Genomic DNA, 17,632 nt, shown 5'->3' on the forward strand with positions numbered 1-17,632 from the left:
GGGGGTCCCGGGCGTCAGAGAGCGGGCGAGGTCGGTGCCGCCGCCGCCCCATGGGTACCGATCGTGCGCACATGAAAAGTGTGGTGCGCGCAGTGGATCGTCAGTTGTCGACCGATTTCGCCACCGACCTCGACGTGCACGATCGGAATGCCGGTCTCGGCCATCAGGGACTGTGCCATCGCGGCGTTCGCCACGCCGATCAGCCCGTGCCGGGCGGGCGGCTGGTGCGGCATCATGTTGCCGCCGCCCGCGATCACCGCCTCGATTTCGCTGCGGCGTGCGCGGTCCGCCCGCATCAGCGCGAGGAGCGACGGCACGGCTTGCGTGACGTACTTCGCCCCGATAGCGAAGGTAGGGTTCGGCGCCTCGGGCAACAGGCAGTGCGCGAGGCCGTAGAGTCCGCGCGCGCGCCACATCAGACCGATACCCACGCACGAGCCGAGGGTAGCGCGCAGCACGTCGTCGCCGCGCCCGATGCGCACCTCGCCCATCAACACCTGGATGTCATGCGACGGCCCCATTCGATACCCCCTGGTTCCGGTAAATGAGCGGTTGCTCAAACTGGTAGCCGGTCGAGAGCCGCGTCAGCGACTCCGATTCTCCGACAATCAACACGCCATCGGGGGTCAGCGTGTGGCGTACGTTCTCGAGAACGCGTTCCTGATCGGCGGATTCGAAATAGATCAGTACATTGCGCAGCATGACGAGATCGAACGCGTCGCGACGCGGCATGCGCTGGTACAGGTTGTGCTCGGCGAACGTGATGTGCGCTCGCAGTTCGGGGGCGACGGTGAAGCTGCCGGCGCCCGGGCGGAAGTACTTTGCGAGCATGGCCGGACGCTGCTGCTTGAGTCCGTCGATGCTGCGCCCGCTGAAGTTGCCGGCCATGGCCACCGCCAACACCTGGCTCGAAATATCGGTGGCGTGAATCTGGTACTGAAAGCCGCTGTGCCGAGCGCGGAATTCCTCGCAGAGCATCGCGGCAGAGTAGGACTCCTCGCCGGAAGACGCCGCTGCGGACCACATCCGGAACATCCGGCCGGGATTCGCGGCATGCCAGCGCGGCAGGTAATGTTGCGCGAAATAATCCCAGACGCGCGGCGTGCGAAAAAACGTGGTCTCGTTCGTCGTGACCAGGTTCACGAAGTTGCGCACTTCGTCGGGCGTGTTCTCGAGCAGCGCCAGATAGTCGCGGTAGCTGCACAGCGAGAGCGTGCGCAGACGCGGGCGAAGACGGCCCTGCAACATCGTCCACTTCTTCTCGTTCATCGAGATGCCGGTGTGCCGGTGGACAGCGCGCAGAAGCGCCTGCTGGGTACCGGGATCGGCGTCGGCTTCGATTTCCATATCGGCCCCTCGTGGCGGACGTGTGATCCGGCGCGGCACGAACGACCGCAACCGGCAGATCCCGGCGAACGGCCCGGGCCGATGCCCGTGGTGTTCGCCGGATGGGGCTTACACCTTGAATCGCGACACGGTCTGGTCGAGGTCTTGCGCACCGTGGTTGAGTCCGGTGGTCGCCTGCGCGATGGTCTCGCAGGCGCCCGCGGATTTCTCCGTCTCTTCCGCCACGTGCTGAATGGCAAGGCTCACTTCGCGAGCGGCAACGAGTTGCTCTTCCGCCGCGCAAGAGATTTCGGAGATCGCCTGCGTGGTACGCGATACGCCGCCGACGATCTTCTCGAACGCCTCACCGGCCTGTCGCGACACGTCGCTACCCTGCGCCACGCGCTTGGTCGACTCGTTGATCAGCTTGGAGATTTCCTTGGTCGCCTGCGACGAGCGTTCGGCGAGCTTGCGCACTTCGTCGGCCACGACCGAGAAGCCGAGGCCGTGTTCGCCGGCGCGGGCCGCCTCGATGGCCGCATTGAACGCGAGCAGATTGGTTTGCCCGGCGATCTCGCCGATCACCTTCACGATCTCGCTGATGTCTTCCGACGACTTGTTGATCAGCTCCATGGCTTCGACAGACCGCGCGATCGCACGGGCGCCGGTTTCGGCTTCCTGTTGCGTTGCCTTGGCGAGCTGGTCGGCGCCCTTGGTGTTGTCCGCAATCGAGTTGATCGATGCCGTCAGCTCCTCGATCGACGCGTTCATTTCCTCTACCGTCGCACCGAGCGCTTGTGCGCCGGTGGCGACGGTATTGGCACGGTCGGCGATATCGCGCGAGGCGCCCGAGAACTCGCCCGCCGATTTGACCACCTTGCCGATCACCCCGCGCAAGTCGTCCATCATGTGGCGAATGCCGTCGGCCAACTGGTCGATGGGATCGTTGCCCGCCACGGCGATCTCGCCCGTGAGGTCGCCCGCCGCCGCGCGATTGACCGTGTCGAGCAGCAGCGCCACCTTGCGCTGGTCGTCTTCGGCGCGGCGTTTCACGCTCGCTTCCAGTTCGACCTGCTGGGTGATATCGGTGGCGAACTTCACAACCTTGTAGGGGCGGCCGCTCGCGTCGAGGATCGGGTTGTAAGTCGCCTGGATCCAGACTTCCCGCCCGCCGCGTCCGATGCGCTTGTAGCGGCCCGCGTCGAACTCGCCGCGATTGAGCTTCCCCCAGAAATCGCGATAGATCGGCGACGCGGCGTAATCCGCCTCGCAGAACATGCGATGGTGTTTGCCGCGAATCTCGTCGAGCGAGTAGCCGAGCGTGTTCAGAAAGTTGTCGTTGGCGGCGATGACCGTGCCGTCAAGGTTGAATTCGATGACGGCCTGGGCGAGGTCCATGGCGCGCACCTTACCTTCGAATTCGGCCTGGCGTGCGCGATCCGCCGTGATGTCCGTGGCGAACTTGATGACCTTGTACGCGGTGCCATGGGCGTCGAACACCGGGTTGTACGACGCGCGGATCCACACCTCGCGGCCGCCTTTGCCGATGCGCTTGTATTCGCCGGCGTCGAGCTCGCCGCGGCCCAGCTTGGCCCAGAAGTCGCGGTACGCACCGGACGCCACGTAGTCGGACTCGCAGAAGATGCGGTGATGCTGCCCCCGTATTTCGTCGAGTTGGTATCCGACGGTCTGCAGGAAATTCTCGTTGGCGTGCAGGATCTGACCCTGCAAATCGAACTCAATGACGGCCTGCACGCGATTGAGCGCCGCGCTGACGGCCTGTAGTTCCTGTTGTTCCATCTGTAAATCAGGCGTGGCGATTTCCATGACGTTCTCCCTTGATACGCTTGCCCCGGCGCGTGTCGTGCGGCCGTCACGAAAGGGATGCTGCGCTAACGCTGCGTTGGCGTGCAGTCCTCTATAGACGCGATTACGACAGGGAAGGCGGCAACTTGAGATCGGGCCTACCCGCATGGCGTTTGTTGCCGCGAACGGTGAATTCCGTCGAAAGCCGCGCCAAATAAGACGCTCACGATAAAGCAACCGTGTGAGAAGTCGACGCGCTTATGTCGTCGATACATTTCAAACGCTCAAATGAAGTGGAATTCGGAGGAGGCTTGCACAGTGGGCGATGCAGGCAAGGCGCGCGACCCGGTGTTGGGCTTCCGGAGGCATGCAGGGCGGAGGATCGGGAAAAAGCCCTCCTCCCGCGTCTGAAACGGGAGGAGGGGTAGACGCAAAGTCGCTCTCTTCGGGGCATTTGAAAGAGCGACCTTCAATCTTCACGCAAGCCTCGTGCCAGATGCGCCGACACTGGAAACCCGCGTCGCTATTGATGCGTGGGGGGGCGCAGTGGGGCGATGTTACGGTGTCCGGTCTGATCTGTTACGTAACAAAGTGCGACGCGTTCGCCGTTTTGGCAACCTTCGCTTACACGGCTTACAGACGTGTGATGGGATTCCTGCCAGCGCGGCGATATAAAGAAGGCGAGCAGAGTCACGTTTCCCCTTCCAGGAGTCAGATCATGAAGTTAGTCGTTGCTGCGCTACTCGCCGTCACGCTTGCCGGGTGCGTTGTCGTGCCGGCCCAACCGTATTACGGCGGGGGCTACGGCCATCGGTGCTGTTATCGCTATTGATCGATGACGCGATTCACGAATGACAAAAATGAAGCCCCGCCGGTTCGACCTTGCGGGGCTTTTTCTATCGTCGCTCGTGATCACGCGGGGCGAGGAAGCTCGCGGGGCGGCGTGGGCGGCGCGACGATGCTGCGAAGTACGAAGGGCGCCGCAAGTCCTGCGTGTCGTTCGGTGAGCGCCAGTAGGGCGTGCGCGGTGTGCCGAGCAGGTCGCCTGGACGATGGGGCGACAGCGGGGGCACCGACGCGGGCCAGACCATCTGACGCCAACGGGCACCGGCAGGCACTACGAGAATCAGCAGGACGAAAACGAGCGTCACGACGGCATAGACGACAACAGGCGAGAGGTGGGTCTCCATCACAAACTCCAGTCGCAAAGATGTCACGCCACGGGAATGCGGTTCGGCAGGCAGCGCGTGGCGCTTTCACTATAGGCCATGGCGGCGCTCACCGATCCTGAGCGTCGGTCTCCCTGCCCAGGCCGCTCCAGCTCGTGGCGACGGGGGGCGCGATCCCGAACAGATCGATCACGCGTGCAACCGTGTCGTCGACCATCGCGTCGAGCGATGCGGGGTGGTTGTAGAACGCGGGAAGGGGCGGGTAGACGATGCCCCCCATTTCCGTGACCGCCGTCATATTGCGCAGATGCGCGAGGTTGAAGGGCGTTTCGCGCACCATCAGCACGAGGCGGCGCCGCTCCTTGAGCGTGACGTCGGCGGCGCGTGCGATCAGGTTGTCCGACAGCCCGTGGGCAACGCTCGCGAGCGTTTTCATCGAGCAGGGGGCCACGACCATGCCCGCCGTGGCGAACGAGCCGCTGGCGAGGTTGGCGCCGACTTCGCGCACGCTGTGATACGCATCGGCCAGTGCCTGCACGTCGGCGCGTTCCAGGCCCAGTTCGTGGCGCAATGTCAGCCAGCCCGCACTCGACACCATCAGGTGGGTTTCGACGCCACCCATCGCGCGCAGTCGCTTCAGCAGGCGCACGCCATAGACGGCACCGGTCGCGCCGGTGATGGCAACGACCAGACGCGTGGGCTGCGAGGCTCCCGTCGACACCATCGTCAATCAGTGGCGTATTACGCCAGGTCGGCGAGGACCTGCTTGAGTTCGCCGCTCTGGTACATCTCCATCATGATGTCCGAGCCGCCGACGAATTCGCCGTTGATGTAGAGCTGCGGGATGGTCGGCCAGTTGGCGAATTCCTTCACGCCTTGACGGATCTCCTCGTCTTGCAGCACGTCCACGGTGAACAGGTTGTCGACGCCGCATGCCTTCAGGATCTGCACGGCACGGCCCGAGAAGCCGCACATCGGGAATTGTGCGTTGCCCTTCATGAAGAGCACGACAGGATGTTCGGTGACGATTTGCTGGATACGTTGCTGGGTGGTCATGGTGGAAAGCCCGTGGAGATACCGGAAAGTCGGCGTATCCGGCATTTTAGCGGTTTTCCGCCGCGTCCGTCGGTGCGCGCTCAGACGCGCCGCCCCCCCGTGGTGCGCTCGATACCCGCGAGATCGCGTTCGGAGGTGACGTCGGCCAAGCCTGCCGCTCGACAAAGCGCGCGTACGTCGGCGGCCTGATGGTAGCCGTGCTCGCAGAGCAGCCAGCTGTTCGGCAGCAGGCGCGACGGCGCACCGGCCACGATCGTGCGCAGGGCGGCGAGACCGTCCGCGTGATCGGTCAGCGCATCGACCGGTTCGAAGCGCAGATCGCCTTGCGAGAGATGCGCGTCGCCCGACACGATATACGGCGGATTCGAGACGATGATGTCGAATGGCGCGGCATTGCCCGGCAATGCGGCATACCAATCGCTGGCGAGGAAGGTGACGGAGGCCGCTAGCCCAAGCTGCCGGGCGTTTTCGCGGGCGACGTCGAGCGCGTCGGCCGAGCGGTCGAGCGCCGTGACGTGGGCGTCGGGGCGGCAATGCGCAATGGCCAGCGCAATTGCGCCGCTGCCGGTGCCCAGATCGAGCACGCGCGGCGCCGGCCGGCCTTCCAGACGCGCCAGCGCCAGTTCGACGAGCAGTTCGGTTTCGGGGCGGGGAATCAGCACGGACGCGCTGACCGTCAGCGTCAGGCCGAAGAATTCGCGTGTGCCGGTCAGGTACGCGATGGGTTCGCCCGCCACGCGACGCGCATGCAGCGCACGGTAGACAGCGAGCGTTTCGGGCGCCAGCGGCTCGCGGTCGCGGGTGATCAGCTGCGTGCGGGACCAGCCCAGCACGTGCGAGAGCAGGATGCGCGACTCCATCGGCGGCAATCCCGGCTCGCGCAGCAGCGAGGCCACCGTGGCGACGTCGTGCCCGGCGTCGGGCGCACCCAGCGACATCAGGCGGCCTCGCCCAGCGACGCCAACTGCTCGGCCTGATGCTCGGTGACGAGCGCGTTGATCATGTCGTCGAGATCGCCGTCCATGATGTATTCGAGCTTGTAGAGCGTGAGATTGATGCGGTGATCCGTCATCCGCCCCTGCGGGAAGTTGTACGTTCGAATGCGTTCCGAGCGGTCGCCCGAACCGATCAGGCTCTTGCGCGTGGCGGCTTCCTTGGCTTGCTGGGCGCGCAGTTGGGCGTCCTTGATGCGCGCCGCGAGTACCTTGAGCGCCTTGTCCTTGTTGCGGTGCTGCGAGCGATCGTCCTGGCATTCGACGACGATGCCCGTGGGCAAGTGCGTGATGCGCACCGCCGAGTCCGTCTTGTTGACGTGCTGGCCGCCGGCACCCGACGCGCGGAACGTGTCGATACGGATGTCGGCCGGGTTGATGTCGACGTCGGCGACGTCATCGGCTTCCGGCATCACGGCCACCGTGCAGGCGGACGTGTGAATGCGGCCCTGCGTTTCGGTGGCCGGTACCCGCTGCACGCGATGGCCGCCCGACTCGAACTTGAGGCGGGAATAGGCCCCCTGACCGATCAGCCGAACGATGACTTCCTTGTAGCCGCCCAGATCGGATTCGCTGGCCGACATGATCTCGACCTGCCAGCGGTGGCGCTCCGCATAGCGCGTGTACATGCGCAGCAGATCGCCGGCGAACAGCGCCGATTCGTCGCCGCCGGTGCCCGCGCGGATTTCGAGGAAGATGTTGCGTTCGTCGTTGGGGTCGCGCGGCAGCAGCATGCGCTGCAGCGAGGCTTCCATGTCGTCCATGCGTGCCCGGGCGCTGGTGGCTTCGTCGTCCGCAAAGTCGCGCATCTCGGGGTCGAGCGCCATCTCCTGGGCCGCGGCGACATCGCTCTGGGCCTGGCGGTAGTGACGATACTGCTCGACGACGGGCGCCAACTCGGCATGTTCGCGCGTGAGCTTGCGATAGTTGTCCAGATCGCGCGTGACGTCGCCCTGGCTCAATAGGCCATCAAGCTCGACCAGACGTTGCGTCAACTGGTCGAGCTTGGCTTGCATGCTCGCTTTCATCTATTTGTCGGCGTTTCCCGAGGTGCGGAACAGTTCGGGAATGAGGTGAAGGATTTGCTCGCGCGAATCGCCGCGCGCCGTGTTCAGCGCGTGCGTCGGGCCGTGCAGGAATTTCTTGGTGAGGGACTGGGACAGCGCTTCGAGCACGGCGGCGGGGTCGTCGCCGCGCGCGAGCATGCGCTGGGCACGCTCGAGTTCGGCGAGGCGCATGGCCTCGGCCGTGCCGTGGATGTCGCGGATGACCGGCACGACGCTGCGGGCGTCGAGCCATTGCATGAAATGCTGAACGCGCGTCTCGATGATGGCCTCGGCCTGAGCGACCGCTGCCTGACGCAGCGCATTGCCTTCGCGCACGACCGCGCCGAGATCGTCGACGGTGTACAGGAAGATGTCGGTCAGACGGCCGACTTCCGGCTCGATGTCGCGCGGCACCGCCAGATCGACCATGAACATCGGCTTGTGCTTGCGAGCCTTGATGGCGCGCTCGACAGCGCCCAGACCGATCAGCGGCAACGTGCTCGCCGTGCACGACACCACGATGTCGAATTCATGCAGGCGCTGAGGCAGCTCGGACAGGCGGATGGCCGAGCCACCCAGCCGCTCGGCGAGCTTCTCGCCGCGCTCAGCGGTCCGGTTGGCGATGTACAGGGCTTTCGGGTTCTGCGCGGCGAAGTGCGTGGCGCACAGGTCGATCATCTCGCCCGCGCCAATGAACAGCACCTTCTGCGTGTTGATGCTTTCAAAAATGCGCTGGGCGAGTCGCACCGCGGCGGCCGCCATCGAGACCGAGTGCGCGCCGATCTCGGTCTGACCACGCACTTCCTTCGCCACCGCGAACGTGCGCTGGAAAAGCTGGTTGAGATAGGTGCCCAGTGCGCCCGCCTCGGCGGCGGTGCGCACGGCGTCCTTCAACTGGCCGAGGATCTGCGTCTCGCCCAGCACCATCGAGTCCAGCCCGCTCGCCACGCGAAACGCGTGGCGCACGGCGTCGGACTGGGGCAGGGCGTAAAGATGCGGCGCCAGATCGCTGGCCGGAATGTTGTGAAATTCGGACAGCCAGTGCACCGCGCGCTCGCGGGCCGCGGCGTCATCGGTGACGCAGTAGATTTCCGTGCGGTTGCACGTCGACAGGATGGCGGCCTCGGGGGCGCTCGACCTGCCCGTCCACAGCCCCTTGAGCCCCGCCAGTGCCGGCTCGATCCGCTCGAACGGAAACGCCACCCGTTCGCGCAGCGAGACGGGCGCCGTGTGGTGGTTCAGGCCGAGAGCGAGCAGTTGCATGATATGGGGGATCTAATAACCGCCGATTATAGCGCGTCGACGTGATGCCCGTTTCGGAGGCGCCACGCGCCCCGCGCGCCGGGACAGCGATGCGCCATGATCGCGCAGCCGCCCGGTTTTGACAAATACGTGTCGCTTATACCCGGCATATCGTTGGTTTTCGGTCCCGGGCCCCCCGGGAGGCCTATTGCCGGCGTGCCTTGCCCCCGCTTGCGACCGGCGGTGGCGGGCGGATGTCGCGACACGCTTGCCGAATCGTCCGATTTCGGGGCTATACTGCGTTCGGGTTCCCATCCTTGGAGAGACGTCATGGGCATCATCGGCACTATCGTTGTCGGTCTGGTCGTCGGTCTCATTGCACGCGCCCTGCATCCCGGAAGGGACAGTCTGGGCATCATCATGACCATCATCCTTGGCATTGCCGGTGCGCTGCTCGCCAAATATGTCGGGCAATTCCTCCATCTCTACACCGAAGGCCAGTCGGCCGGGTGGATCGCGTCGATCGTCGGTGCCATCGTGCTGCTGGTGATCTACGGTGCCGTCAAGCGCAGTCGCGCCGCCTGACATGGCGCGCCGGAGCCGCTCATGAACATTCTCGTGCTCTTGCTTGTGGGGCTGGTGGCCGGTTGGCTCGCCGGCCTCGTCGTGGGCGGCGGCTACGGCATTATTGGCGACATGGTCGTCGGCGTGATCGGCGCGTTCGTCGGCGGCTGGCTGCTGCGACACTTGGGCATTGCCGTCGGATATGGCACGCTCGGGCGCATCATCACGGCGACTATCGGCGCCATCGTGTTGCTCGCCCTGCTGCGTCTGGTGCGACGATAGGCCGCACTTGGCGGGTGTCGTACGCATTTTCCCGTGTTCAGCTATCCTTGACGCCATCGCCTGGCCCAAGTCGTCTTGACGACGCGTGCGGCATTGCCGCCACGTTTGATCCCGCCTTCCGCCATCCGGCGTGACCGCCGCGCCCGACAGGGGGGCGGCGGTCACGCCTCGCAAGTCGCTTCGCCCGATCCCCCACATCAAAAGAACACATGTCTGCGACACGCCCTTCCATGCGGCCATTCATCGTGGCATCCGTCATGGCGGCGACCTCCATGGTTGCCATCGAGGCCACGATCATTTCGACGGCCATGCCGCAAATCGTCGCCCAGCTTGGGGGGCTGTCCCTATATAGCTGGGTTTTCTCCGCCTTTTTGCTGGCGCAGACGGCCATGACCGTGGTGTTCGGCAAACTGGCCGATCTCTACGGCCGCAAGCCGGTCATGCTCGTGGGTATCGCCGTGTTTCTGGTGGCCTCGCTTGGCGGCGGACTGGCGTGGTCGATGCCAGCGATGATCGTCTTCCGTCTGCTGCAGGGCGTGGGAGCGGCGTGCATCCAGCCGGTCAGCCTGACCATCATCGCCGACTACTATCCGACCAGCGAGCGCGGCAAGGTGCAGGGTTACCTGGCGAGCGTGTGGGCCATCTCGGCCGTGCTCGGTCCGATGCTTGGCGGCATCATCATTCGTGACCTGTCGTGGTCGTGGATTTTCTGGATCAACATCCCTATCGGCCTGTTGGCCGCGGCGGGCTTCGTCGCCTATCTGCACGAGGCTGCGCCGCGCCAGCGGCCGAGCATCGACGCGCTGGGGGCCGTGTTCTTTGCGATTGCCGTGGCGGCACTGATGATCGCGCTCACCGATGCGAACGCCCTCTCCGACATGCACGTCTGGGGTGGGGTGCTGGTGTGCGCCGTCGCGGCGCTGCTGTTCGTCTGGCAGGAGCGGCGCGCCCAGGACCCGATGATCTCGTTCGCGCTGTGGAAGCGTCGGCCGATCGCGGCGGCGAATGCGGCGACGCTGCTCTCGGGCATGGTGCTCATGGGGTTGACGACCTTCCTGCCGATGTACGCGCAGGGGGTATTGCGTCAGACGCCGGTCGTGGCGGGCATGGCGCTCACGATGATCATGGTCGGCTGGCCGATCGGCTCGACGTTCGCCGCGAAAACCTTCACGCGCTACGGCTTGCGCCGCATTCTCGTGGGCGGCAGCCTGCTGATGCCGGTGGGCGGGATTGTCTTTGCGCTGCTCGGGCCGAACAGTTCGCCGCTGCTTGCCGGGTTCGGCTCGTTCCTGATGGGATTTTCGATGGGCACGGGCAGCGTAAGCGCGCTCGTGCTGATTCAGGAGCTAGTCGATCCGTCGCAGCGCGGCAGCGCCACGGCGTCGAACATCTTCTCGCGGAATCTGGGCAGCACGCTCGGCGCGACGCTTTTCGGCGCCGTGCTCAACTTTGGTTTGACGCAATCGAGCGGGCTGGCGCCCGTCACCTCCGATCAGTTGCGGCACGTGCTGGAAGACCGGGGCGTGTCGACGCTGGCGGACCAGGCGATTCGCGCGGTGCTGCAACATTCGCTGCACCTCACGTTCCTGTCGATCCTGGCGATCTCGATCGGTGTCGTGTTGCTGCTGCTGTTGGTGCCGACCAACGCTGTCGACCGTTCGCGCGATACGTCGCGGGACAAGCCCGAGTTCGTGCCCGGCGGGCATTGATCGACGCGGCGGTGCCGCCTCAACGCGCGACAACACGTCGTGCACGCGAGGCAGACGACTGGCCGGCCCTGAGTCGTGCGCTGAACGGCTTGCGCGCCGTCGGCATTCGGGGGCTCGATGGGTGCAACGGCGCGCGTGACGGGAGTTGGCTCACCTTCGCGCTCGACGGGTAGCGGCGTCGCACCAGGTACAGCGGCCGACCTTTCGCTTCGTAGTAAATCCGGCCAACGTACTCTCCGATCACCCCGATACCGACGAGCTGAATGCCGCCGAGGAACAGCGTGCCGACGAGCAGCGAGGCGTAGCCGGGCACGTCGATGCCGTGAATGAGCGTGCGCAGCACGATAAAGCCGCCGTAAGCGAGCGAGACGAGCGCGAGCGAGACGCCGAGATACGTCCAGCAGCGCAGCGGCACGGTGCTGAAGCTGGTAATGCCTTCAAGCGCGAAATTCCACAGGCGCCAGCCGGAGAACTTCGACTCGCCCGCGCGGCGCGGCGCGCGCACGTACTCCACGATTTCCGTCTGAAAGCCGACCCAGGCGAACAGCCCCTTCATGAATCGGCGGCGTTCGGGCAACTGCTTGAGCGCGGACACGACGCGTCGATCGATCAGGCGGAAATCGCCAACGTTCTCGGGCAGCTTCACTTCCGAGAGCCGATTGTGAATGCGATAGTAAAGACCCGCCGCGACCCGTTTGGCGACGCGGTCGCTCGCGCGATTCGTGCGCTTGGCGAGCACGACTTCCGCGCCATTGCGCCAGCGCTCGATCATTACGGGAATGAGTGCCGGCGGATCCTGAAGGTCGGCGTCGATGGGGATGACGGCATCGCCACGCGCTTCCTCGATGCCCGCGCTCAGCGCCGCTTCCTTGCCGAAGTTGCGCGTGAAGTCGATCACGCGGATGCGCGCGTCGGCGCGGCGAAGGGCGAGCAGGGTGCCAAGCGTGTCGTCGGTGCTGCCGTCGTTCACGCAGACGATTTCGAAACGCACGTCCGCGACGGCATCGAGCACCGGGGCCAAGGCGCGGTAGAACGTGTCGAGCACCGGGGCTTCGTTGTGACAGGGCACGACGAGCGACACAAGCGGCGTTCGCTGCGCGACGGACGACTGACGACTCTCGGTGGCGCGGGGCATGGCGATTACCTCGTGGGTGCGGGCGCGGTGGCCGACGCGCGGCGATCGGCGCAGGCAGGGTCGACGGCGTGCGGGGGGACAGCGACATGGGACACGGCGGGTACGTCGGACATTTCCGGCACGTGAGCGAGTCGGCGACGGCGGCGCCACAGCATGGCGAGCGTGGCGAGCGTGATGAGCGGCATGAACTGAAACCCGAGGGGCGGCACGCCGATCAGACCGAACGCGGGGGTGAGCCACAGCACGACGAGCCATTCGCGCTCCCCGCGCAGCCAGCCGCGCGCGATGCCGTCGCGCACATACCAGGCGATGACGAGCGAGAGCATCGCGAGATCGTAGTCGTAGAGATAGGGGCTGACGAGCGTGGTGGCGCACACGAGCGTGGCGGCGCGCAGTGCGAAGGCCGCCGGACGCCGCCAGACGTCGATCATTGCCGCCACGGCGCCAAGCGCCACGCCAGCATGGACGATGGCGGCCAGCGTGACGGGTGCGCCCAGCATGCGTGCCATCACGAAAAACGTCGGCATGCGGGCAAGTCGCGCCTCGCCGTCGACGAGGCTTTGGCGTGCCAACGCCGTCGCGTGCAGGAACGTCGGATAGACGTCGAGACCGAAGACCAGGCCGGCGAGCAGGGTGCTTCCGATGCCCACAGCGATGCATGCGGCCAGTGCGCGCCACTCGCGAGCACAGAGAAACGCGAGCGGAAAGAGCAGGGCGACGTGCGGCTTGACGAAGAGCAATCCGGCGAGCGCGCCCGCCCATGCGGGACGCTTGCGCAGCAAGAGCAGTGAGAAGCCTGCGAGGGCGGTGGTGTAGAGCGCGATTTGTCCGGCGGCGATCACGAGCAGCACGCCGGGAAAGCTCATGGTGGGCAGACGGGCGTCGCGCCAGGGGGCCGTGCGTCGCAGTGCGGCGTAGTACAGGCCGAAGCCAATGCAGGCATACGCGGCGTACGCGTAAGAGAAGGGCAGCAGCGCGACCGGCGCGAGCAGAATCATCATCACGGGCGGGTAAAGCCAGGGCATGATGCCGCCCAGCTTTGCCGTCCATGGTTGAGCGGCCATCTGTGCACTCGTCATCAGATCGACGTTGTAGGCGTCGAGCGGATGCCCGTGGAGCACGAAGTAGGACGCTCCCCAGAATGGCAGGAAGTCGAGGCCGATGGGGCCGAGCTTCGGGGGCACGACGAAAAAATGCTGATAGGACCAGATGGCGAACACGGCGAGGGTGACGAACAGGCCTGCACCGCTATAGAGGCGGATGCGGGCGCGGTCGTCGGACCAATGCCGGCGCTCGGACGACGCCACTTCATCGACGGCCGACGGCTTCGATGCCATGCATGAACCTCCCGGTGGGCGCATGAAAACGGCGATGCTCGATTACGGAGACTGCTTTGGCGGGCGTGCGGTGCGACCGACTACGCCAAGCGGGCGATGCGCATGGTTTCGACTATCGACGCATTGCACGCGACGGAAAACACGACGCCATATTAGACGAGACGGTCTCCGAACGGATCAAAATTCCAGCGTGTCGCGACGACGGCGCTACAGCATGTCGTCTGATGCTGGATTCTCATGGGGGCGACGTCGGGGCAAGCGGTTTGCCAGGCGGTGTCGGGCGGGGGAGGTGGGTCGGTGAATCCTCCGCATTTCATCCCTCAAAAACAAAACACCCCGGCGCGATGGCCGGGGTGTTCGTTGTCTTGGTAGACGATCGCGTCAGACGTTGAACAAGAAGTTCATGACATCGCCGTCGTGAACAACGTACTCCTTGCCTTCGGCGCGCATCTTGCCGGCTTCCTTCGCGCCTTGCTCGCCCTTGTACTGGATGAAATCGTCGAAGGCGATGGTTTGCGCGCGGATGAAGCCGCGTTCGAAGTCGGTGTGGATCACGCCAGCGGCCTGCGGGGCCGTATCGCCCACATGGATCGTCCAGGCGCGCACTTCCTTCACCCCTGCGGTGAAGTATGTCTGCAGACCCAGGAGCTTGAAGCCCGCGCGGATCACGCGATCCAGGCCCGGCTCGTCCATGCCCATGTCGGCCAGGAATTCCGCCTTGTCGGCGTCTTCCATATCCCCAATCTCTGCCTCGATGGCCGCACAGACCGCCACCACCGGCGCATTCTCGCTCTCCGCGTACTTGCGCACCGCGTCCAAATGCGGATTGTTCTCGAAGCCGTCGTCCTTCACGTTGGCGACATACATCGTCGGCTTGGCCGTGATCAGGCAGAACGGCTTGATCAGCGCCAGCTCGTCGTCCGACAGCTTGATCGAGCGCACCGGACGCGCTTCGTTGAGCACCGGCACCACCTTTTCCAGCACCGCCACGAGCTTGGCGGCTTCCTTGTCGTTGCCCGACTTGGCCGCCTTCGAGTAGCGTTGCAGCGCCTTTTCCGTCGTGGCCAGATCCGCCAGCGCCAGTTCCGTGTTGATGACTTCGATGTCCGAAATCGGATTCACCTTGCCGGCCACGTGGATGACGTTTTCGTCCTCGAAGCAGCGCACAACGTGCGTGATGGCGTCCGTCTCACGGATGTTGGCCAAGAACTGGTTGCCCAGCCCTTCACCCTTGGACGCGCCCGCCACCAGGCCGGCAATGTCGACGAACTCGACCGTCGCCGGCATGATCCGCTCGGGCTTGACGATCTCGGCCAGCTTGCCCAGACGCGGGTCGGGCACCTCCACCACGCCGACGTTCGGCTCGATGGTGCAGAACGGATAGTTCTCGGCAGCGATGCCCGCTTTGGTCAGCGCGTTGAAAAGGGTCGACTTGCCGACGTTGGGCAAGCCGACGATGCCGCATTTGAGGCTCATGCTAAATCCTGTCTAATCCGATAAATGCGCCGACAAATGCCCCGGGGGTGCGCCGGGTGGCGCCGTGGAATGCGCCGGTGATTGCGTCGCGGAAAGTCCGCTATTGTACCCGTTCTGCCGCTAACGGCGCCTCGGGTGCCTAGGGTAACGAGGGTGCCGGCGTCGCGACGACCTCCGCCCATGCCGTACTCAACTCAGCGACTTCGCCGAGAACGTATCGCATTTGCGCATGTCGCCGTACTGCAACCCCTGGCGCAGCCAATACACGCGTTGCGCGCTCGTCCCGTGCGTGAACGACTCCGGCACCACGCGGCCTTGCGCCTGCTGCTGCAGCCGGTCGTCGCCGATCGCCGACGCTGTCTTCAACCCCTGCTCGACGTCGCCCGGCTCCAGCAACTGCTGATTCGCCTTCTCGGCATTGTTCGCCCAGACGCCGGCAAAGCAGTCGGCCTGCAGCTCCAGGCGCACCGACAACGCATTGGCCTGCGCTTCGCTCATGCGGCGCCGCGCCTCGTCGAACTTCTCGGAAATGCCCAGCAGATTCTGGATGTGATGGCCCACTTCGTGCGCGATCACGTACGCCTGCGCGAAATCGCCCCCCGCGCCGAAGCGCTGACGCAATTCGTCATAGAAGGCCAGATCGATATAGACCTTGCTGTCGCCCGGGCAGTAAAACGGCCCCATCGCTGTTTGACCGGTGCCGCATGCCGTGGGCGTTGCGCCAGAGAACAGTACTAGTTTCGGCGGCACGTATTGACGGTTCACTTGCTGCGGGAACACCGTTCCCCAGGTGCGCTCGATGTTACCGAGCACCTTGCGGGTGAAGACGGTCTTCGGATCGTGAGCCGGCGTGGTGTTCGGCGCGGACTGGGGCTGTGACGATGTCTGGCCCTGAAGCATCTGCGAGCCCTGGATGATGACGCGCGGGTCGATGCCGAAGAAATACGAGGCGGCCAGCGCCACCACGATCGTGCCGATGCCGAGCGTGGTGCGTCCCCCGAAACCGCCGCCCCGTCGATCTTCGACGTTGTCGCTTTCGGATTCGTTGTCGAGGCGCATTGGAGGACTCCCTGTCTGATAATCGGTATGCGCGCAAGTATAGCGCCGGGCTGTGGCACGCGACGCTGTGCCACAGCCGCCCCCGGGCGACCGGGCGTCGCTTGCGCGGCAGGCGTGCGACAATACGCCATCTCGTTTTCTGAACCAGCCGGCTCGCGCGATTCAGGCGCTGGCGCTGCATTCGCCGCATGTCTCTAACGCAAACCTCCAGCCAAACGCACGATGTCGTCGTCGTCGGTGGCGGTCTGGTCGGCAAGGCCGCCGCCCTGCTGCTCTCGCAGGCGCGCCTGTCCGTCGCACTGCTCGCCCAGCCGGCCGTAGCCGCCCCCGCCCCGGGCGACCTGTGGGACGCCCGCATCTATTCGCTCTCGTCCAGCTCGCAAGCCCTCTTCGAGCGCATGCGCGTATGGCAGGCCGTCGATCCCGCGCGCATCAATCCTGTCTACGACATGGAAGTCTTTGGCGACGAGCGCGGCAGCCTGCATTTCTCGGCGTACCAGGCCGCCGTGCCGCAACTCGCCTGGATCGCCGAATCGTCGAATCTCGAGCGCGCGCTCGACGCCGCCCTGCGCTTCTCCCCGCAAGTGCATTGGCTCGACGCCCGGGCCGAGGCGCTCGAAGTCGACGCCGCCGCGGCCTCGGTGCGTCTGTCGGACGGCAAGACCCTGCGCGCGTCGCTCGTGGTGGGGGCCGACGGCGCCCACTCGTGGGTGCGCGGCACCGCCGGGCTGGACGGCTCGGTGCGTCCCTACGAACAACTCGGCGTGGTGTGTAATTTCCGCGCGGAGCGCGCGCACCGCGACACCGCATTTCAATGGTTCCACGACGGCGAGATCATCGCGCTACTGCCGCTGCCCGACCAGCACGTCTCGCTGGTCTGGTCCGCCGCTCATGATCATGCCCAGGCGTTGCTCGCGCTTGATCCCAAAGCGCTGGCCGAGCGCGTCGGCACCTTCTCGAACGTTGAACTCGGCCACCTCACGCCGGTCTCATCGCGCGCCCAGGGTTTCCCGCTCGTGCTGGCGCAGGCCAAACGCCTGATCGCGCCGCGCGTGGCGCTGGTGGGCGACGCGGCGCACGTCGTGCACCCGCTCGCGGGCCAGGGCATGAACCTCGGTTTGCGCGACGTGGCGGCGCTCGGCGACGCGCTCGCCGCCCGCGAATCGTTCCGCGATTGCGGCGATGCGGCGGTATTGCGTCGCTACGAGCGCGCCCGCAAGGAAGACATCGGCAGCATGGCGCTCACCACGGACGGCCTGCACAAGCTGTTTGCCACGCACAGCCCACTGGTCAGGTTTGTGCGCAACGCAGGGCTCGACTGCGTGAACGTGCTGCCTTTCGTCAAGAAATTCCTGATTGGCCGCGCGCTGGGCTGACCCCTCGGCGCGCCTATGCCGGGCCGTGCCACCCAATTCCGGTCGATACCGGGCGTG

The 17,632-nt window shown here is 65.4% G+C and carries 17 protein-coding genes; 4 read left to right on the plus strand and 13 right to left on the minus strand.

Annotated features, from left to right (window positions below; all coding sequences use genetic code 11):
• Positions 1–14: 14 nt before the first annotated feature.
• From PCE31106_RS11660 to hemA, 9 genes are all read right to left on the minus strand, one after another.
• Positions 15–521: a chemotaxis protein CheD gene (locus PCE31106_RS11660; protein WP_150563344.1), complete on the minus strand. Its 507-nt coding sequence runs from the start codon at positions 519–521 to the stop codon at positions 15–17.
• Positions 505–1,347 carry a CheR family methyltransferase gene (locus tag PCE31106_RS11665; RefSeq protein WP_150563345.1) on the minus strand — a complete coding sequence of 281 codons (843 nt, stop codon included), beginning with the start codon at positions 1,345–1,347 and terminating at the stop codon, positions 505–507. Before PCE31106_RS11665 ends, PCE31106_RS11660 begins: the two co-directional genes overlap by 17 nt.
• Positions 1,348–1,455: 108 nt before the next feature.
• Positions 1,456–3,153 (minus strand): methyl-accepting chemotaxis protein, encoded by a 1,698-nt coding sequence (locus PCE31106_RS11670; protein ID WP_150563346.1) that lies wholly within the window; start codon positions 3,151–3,153, stop codon positions 1,456–1,458.
• An 875-nt stretch (positions 3,154–4,028) separates the two neighbouring features.
• Positions 4,029–4,322: a hypothetical protein gene (locus PCE31106_RS11675; RefSeq protein WP_017234650.1), complete on the minus strand. Its 294-nt coding sequence runs from the start codon at positions 4,320–4,322 to the stop codon at positions 4,029–4,031.
• Between the two features lie 88 nt (positions 4,323–4,410).
• On the minus strand, positions 4,411–5,025 hold the full coding sequence (locus tag PCE31106_RS11680; RefSeq protein ID WP_017234651.1) for a UbiX family flavin prenyltransferase: 615 nt from the start codon (positions 5,023–5,025) through the stop codon (positions 4,411–4,413).
• Between the two features lie 17 nt (positions 5,026–5,042).
• On the minus strand, positions 5,043–5,357 hold the full coding sequence (gene grxD, locus PCE31106_RS11685; RefSeq protein ID WP_026132086.1) for a Grx4 family monothiol glutaredoxin: 315 nt from the start codon (positions 5,355–5,357) through the stop codon (positions 5,043–5,045).
• An 80-nt stretch (positions 5,358–5,437) separates the two neighbouring features.
• Positions 5,438–6,295: a peptide chain release factor N(5)-glutamine methyltransferase gene (gene prmC / locus PCE31106_RS11690; protein ID WP_150563347.1), complete on the minus strand. Its 858-nt coding sequence runs from the start codon at positions 6,293–6,295 to the stop codon at positions 5,438–5,440.
• Positions 6,295–7,377, minus strand: coding sequence for a peptide chain release factor 1 (gene prfA, locus PCE31106_RS11695; RefSeq protein ID WP_150563348.1), 1,083 nt, complete (start codon positions 7,375–7,377; stop codon positions 6,295–6,297). Before prfA ends, prmC begins: the two co-directional genes overlap by 1 nt.
• Positions 7,378–8,658, minus strand: a complete 1,281-nt coding sequence (gene hemA, locus PCE31106_RS11700; protein WP_150563349.1) for a glutamyl-tRNA reductase — start codon at positions 8,656–8,658, stop codon at positions 7,378–7,380.
• Positions 8,659–8,967: 309 nt separating this feature from the next.
• On the opposite strand from hemA, the gene PCE31106_RS11705 reads away from it, so the two are divergent.
• The 3 genes from PCE31106_RS11705 to PCE31106_RS11715 all read left to right on the plus strand — a co-directional run bounded on the left by PCE31106_RS11705 (position 8,968) and on the right by PCE31106_RS11715 (position 11,192).
• Positions 8,968–9,222, plus strand: coding sequence for a GlsB/YeaQ/YmgE family stress response membrane protein (locus PCE31106_RS11705; protein WP_150563350.1), 255 nt, complete (start codon positions 8,968–8,970; stop codon positions 9,220–9,222).
• 21 nt (positions 9,223–9,243) lie between these two features.
• On the plus strand, positions 9,244–9,483 hold the full coding sequence (locus PCE31106_RS11710) for a GlsB/YeaQ/YmgE family stress response membrane protein (protein ID WP_017234657.1): 240 nt from the start codon (positions 9,244–9,246) through the stop codon (positions 9,481–9,483).
• Positions 9,484–9,692: 209 nt separating this feature from the next.
• On the plus strand, positions 9,693–11,192 hold the full coding sequence (locus PCE31106_RS11715; protein WP_150563351.1) for an MDR family MFS transporter: 1,500 nt from the start codon (positions 9,693–9,695) through the stop codon (positions 11,190–11,192).
• Between the two features lie 19 nt (positions 11,193–11,211).
• Here PCE31106_RS11715 and PCE31106_RS11720 read toward each other — a convergent pair whose 3' ends face one another.
• The 4 genes from PCE31106_RS11720 to ypfJ all read right to left on the minus strand — a co-directional run bounded on the left by PCE31106_RS11720 (position 11,212) and on the right by ypfJ (position 16,199).
• Positions 11,212–12,327 carry a glycosyltransferase family 2 protein gene (locus PCE31106_RS11720; RefSeq protein WP_150563352.1) on the minus strand — a complete coding sequence of 372 codons (1,116 nt, stop codon included), beginning with the start codon at positions 12,325–12,327 and terminating at the stop codon, positions 11,212–11,214.
• Positions 12,328–12,332: 5 nt separating this feature from the next.
• Complete coding sequence (locus PCE31106_RS11725; protein WP_150563353.1) at positions 12,333–13,664, minus strand: glycosyltransferase family 87 protein; 1,332 nt, start codon at positions 13,662–13,664, stop codon at positions 12,333–12,335.
• A 381-nt stretch (positions 13,665–14,045) separates the two neighbouring features.
• Complete coding sequence (gene ychF / locus PCE31106_RS11730) at positions 14,046–15,140, minus strand: redox-regulated ATPase YchF (protein WP_150563354.1); 1,095 nt, start codon at positions 15,138–15,140, stop codon at positions 14,046–14,048.
• Positions 15,141–15,329: 189 nt separating this feature from the next.
• Positions 15,330–16,199, minus strand: coding sequence for a KPN_02809 family neutral zinc metallopeptidase (ypfJ, locus tag PCE31106_RS11735; RefSeq protein ID WP_017234662.1), 870 nt, complete (start codon positions 16,197–16,199; stop codon positions 15,330–15,332).
• 188 nt (positions 16,200–16,387) lie between these two features.
• Between ypfJ and PCE31106_RS11740 the strand changes: the two genes are divergently transcribed.
• Positions 16,388–17,575, plus strand: coding sequence for a UbiH/UbiF family hydroxylase (locus PCE31106_RS11740; RefSeq protein ID WP_150563355.1), 1,188 nt, complete (start codon positions 16,388–16,390; stop codon positions 17,573–17,575).
• Positions 17,576–17,632 lie beyond the last annotated feature (57 nt).

Origin of the sequence: Pandoraea cepalis (genome assembly GCF_902459665.1) — a bacterium.
GTDB lineage: Bacteria > Pseudomonadota > Gammaproteobacteria > Burkholderiales > Burkholderiaceae > Pandoraea > Pandoraea cepalis.

Bases quoted from the DNA above. Each gene is read 5' to 3' on its own strand.
- PCE31106_RS11660 (WP_150563344.1), bottom strand. From the start codon at position 521: ATGGGGCCGTCGCATGACATCCAGGTGTTGATGGGCGAGGTGCGCATC.
- PCE31106_RS11665 (WP_150563345.1), bottom strand. From the start codon at position 1,347: ATGGAAATCGAAGCCGACGCCGATCCCGGTACCCAGCAGGCGCTTCTG.
- PCE31106_RS11670 (WP_150563346.1), bottom strand. From the start codon at position 3,153: ATGGAAATCGCCACGCCTGATTTACAGATGGAACAACAGGAACTACAG.
- PCE31106_RS11675 (WP_017234650.1), bottom strand. From the start codon at position 4,322: ATGGAGACCCACCTCTCGCCTGTTGTCGTCTATGCCGTCGTGACGCTC.
- PCE31106_RS11680 (WP_017234651.1), bottom strand. From the start codon at position 5,025: ATGGTGTCGACGGGAGCCTCGCAGCCCACGCGTCTGGTCGTTGCCATC.
- grxD (WP_026132086.1), bottom strand. From the start codon at position 5,357: ATGACCACCCAGCAACGTATCCAGCAAATCGTCACCGAACATCCTGTC.
- prmC (WP_150563347.1), bottom strand. From the start codon at position 6,295: ATGTCGCTGGGTGCGCCCGACGCCGGGCACGACGTCGCCACGGTGGCC.
- prfA (WP_150563348.1), bottom strand. From the start codon at position 7,377: ATGAAAGCGAGCATGCAAGCCAAGCTCGACCAGTTGACGCAACGTCTG.
- hemA (WP_150563349.1), bottom strand. From the start codon at position 8,658: ATGCAACTGCTCGCTCTCGGCCTGAACCACCACACGGCGCCCGTCTCG.
- PCE31106_RS11705 (WP_150563350.1), top strand. From the start codon at position 8,968: ATGGGCATCATCGGCACTATCGTTGTCGGTCTGGTCGTCGGTCTCATT.
- PCE31106_RS11710 (WP_017234657.1), top strand. From the start codon at position 9,244: ATGAACATTCTCGTGCTCTTGCTTGTGGGGCTGGTGGCCGGTTGGCTC.
- PCE31106_RS11715 (WP_150563351.1), top strand. From the start codon at position 9,693: ATGTCTGCGACACGCCCTTCCATGCGGCCATTCATCGTGGCATCCGTC.
- PCE31106_RS11720 (WP_150563352.1), bottom strand. From the start codon at position 12,327: ATGCCCCGCGCCACCGAGAGTCGTCAGTCGTCCGTCGCGCAGCGAACG.
- PCE31106_RS11725 (WP_150563353.1), bottom strand. From the start codon at position 13,664: ATGGCATCGAAGCCGTCGGCCGTCGATGAAGTGGCGTCGTCCGAGCGC.
- ychF (WP_150563354.1), bottom strand. From the start codon at position 15,140: ATGAGCCTCAAATGCGGCATCGTCGGCTTGCCCAACGTCGGCAAGTCG.
- ypfJ (WP_017234662.1), bottom strand. From the start codon at position 16,199: ATGCGCCTCGACAACGAATCCGAAAGCGACAACGTCGAAGATCGACGG.
- PCE31106_RS11740 (WP_150563355.1), top strand. From the start codon at position 16,388: ATGTCTCTAACGCAAACCTCCAGCCAAACGCACGATGTCGTCGTCGTC.